Below are 1,696 nucleotides of genomic sequence, written 5' to 3' on the forward strand. Positions count from 1 at the left end.
TCGCAACGCGTCGGGCAGCGGCACCGGGCGGCGGCTGTCGCGGCCCACGTAGACGTGCACGAAATGCCCCTGCGCGGCCGCCGACGCCTCGCCCTCGGCGAACAGCCCGATCTCGTAGCGCACGCTGGAGGTGCCGAGCCTCGCCACGCGCAGGCCCGCATCGACGTTCTGCGGAAACACCAGCGGCGCGAAGTAGTTGCACTGCGTCTCGACCACCAGGCCGATCGTCTCGCCGCGCTCGGCGTCGAGCACGCCGGTGCGGATCAGGTATTCGTTCACGACGGTGTCGAAATAGCTGTAATAGACGACGTTGTTGACGTGGCCGTAGACGTCGTTGTCCATCCAGCGCGTGGTGATCGGCAGGAAGTGGCGGTAGGCGCTGCGCGGCAACGGTTCGGGCTTGGCGGACATGAGCGGCGGATCGGGATCGGGTGGAAGGAGGCGGAACGGTTGCGCGGGCGGCCCGGCTTTACAGCGCGGCGCGTTCGCGCGACGATGCGGCGCGCGGGCCGTATCGCGTGCCGCACAGAAAAACACACATCGCGTGAAATTCCAAGCGGCGGCCGGCGTCCAAGCGTCTCGAGCCGCACGCGGCCGCACCGGCCGCGGCATGAACCGCCGCCGCCCTTTCCACCCTTCGCCACGAGGTTTGCCATGCCCGACCACCGCCTGATCACCACCGCCTTCGAGCTGCCCGGCCACCGCATCGACGAATCGTTCGGCATCGCACGCGGCATCGTCGTGCGCTCGCGCTCGATCGTCGGCTCGTTCGGCGCGGCGATCCAGACGCTGTTCGGCGGCAATATTTCGCTGTACGCCTCGTTGTGCGAGCGCGCGCGGCAGGACGCATACGACAAGATGATCGCGCAGGCCGCCGGGTTCGGCGCGAACGCGATCATCGGCATGCGCTACGACGCGACGGAAATCGGCTCGGGCATCACCGAGGTGCTGTGCTACGGCACGGCGGTGCGCGCCACGCCGGTCGCGCGCTGAACGCCGGGGCCCGGCCGCCCGTCACTGCCCCGGGCGGTCGACGAACGTGACCTCGAGCCCGCGCGCGCGCATCCAGTCGGCCACGGCGTAGCCGGTGCCGGCACGCCACGGCCGCAGGTTCGGCGGTTCGACGAGCCGGTATTCGAGCAGCTCCGGCGACAGCGCGATCTCGCCGCTGGCCCGCACGTGATACGCGATGATCAGTTCGTTCTTGCGGATGAACTCGTACACGCCCACCAATTGCACCGAATCGGCGCGCAGCGAGGTTTCCTCGAGCACTTCGCGCGCGATGCCTTCCTCGGGCGTCTCGCCGTTCTCGAGGAAGCCGGTGATCAGCGCGAACATCCCCTCCGGCCAGGCCGCGTTGCGCGCGAGCAGGATCTTGCCGTCGATCTCGACGATCGCCGCGACCACCGGCAGCGGGTTGTTCCAGTGGACATAGCCGCATTCGAGATCGGGGCAGGCCTGGCGCACGCGGCCGCCTTCCTCGGGCGCATCGGCGCGGGTCGTGAGCGGCGTCGCGCAGCGCGGACAGAAACGGTGTTCGGCAGTGGTCATCGGGGGAGCGCTGGTGCGGCACGGCGAGCGGCATCGAGCGCCGTCGCGCGCCATCGTTGGAGAGAGGCGAAGCGCTCATTCTAGCGAGTTTGGGGCGTTCGCAGCGGGGGCCGCGCCGGCCCGGCCGCAGCGCGCCGAGGCAGTC

At 69.9% G+C, this 1,696-nt stretch carries 3 protein-coding genes; 1 reads left to right on the forward strand and 2 read right to left on the reverse strand.

What is annotated here, in order from left to right; all coding sequences use genetic code 11:
• A partial coding sequence (locus G3N92_RS33700; protein WP_206131822.1) for a thioesterase family protein occupies positions 1-411 on the reverse strand: 411 nt, incomplete at its 3' end.
• A 243-nt stretch (positions 412-654) separates the two neighbouring features.
• On the opposite strand from G3N92_RS33700, the gene G3N92_RS33705 reads away from it, so the two are divergent.
• Entirely contained in the window at positions 655-993 is a 339-nt protein-coding gene (locus tag G3N92_RS33705) for a YbjQ family protein (RefSeq protein WP_206131823.1), read from the forward strand.
• A gap of 21 nt (positions 994-1,014) precedes the next feature.
• Here the strand turns inward: G3N92_RS33705 and G3N92_RS33710 are convergent, their stop codons facing one another.
• Positions 1,015-1,551: an NUDIX domain-containing protein gene (locus tag G3N92_RS33710; protein WP_206131824.1), complete on the reverse strand. Its 537-nt coding sequence runs from the start codon at positions 1,549-1,551 to the stop codon at positions 1,015-1,017.
• Between the last annotated feature and the right edge of the window lie 145 nt (positions 1,552-1,696).

Source organism: Burkholderia sp. Ac-20379, assembly GCF_017104645.1.
Classification (GTDB): Bacteria; Pseudomonadota; Gammaproteobacteria; order Burkholderiales; family Burkholderiaceae; genus Burkholderia.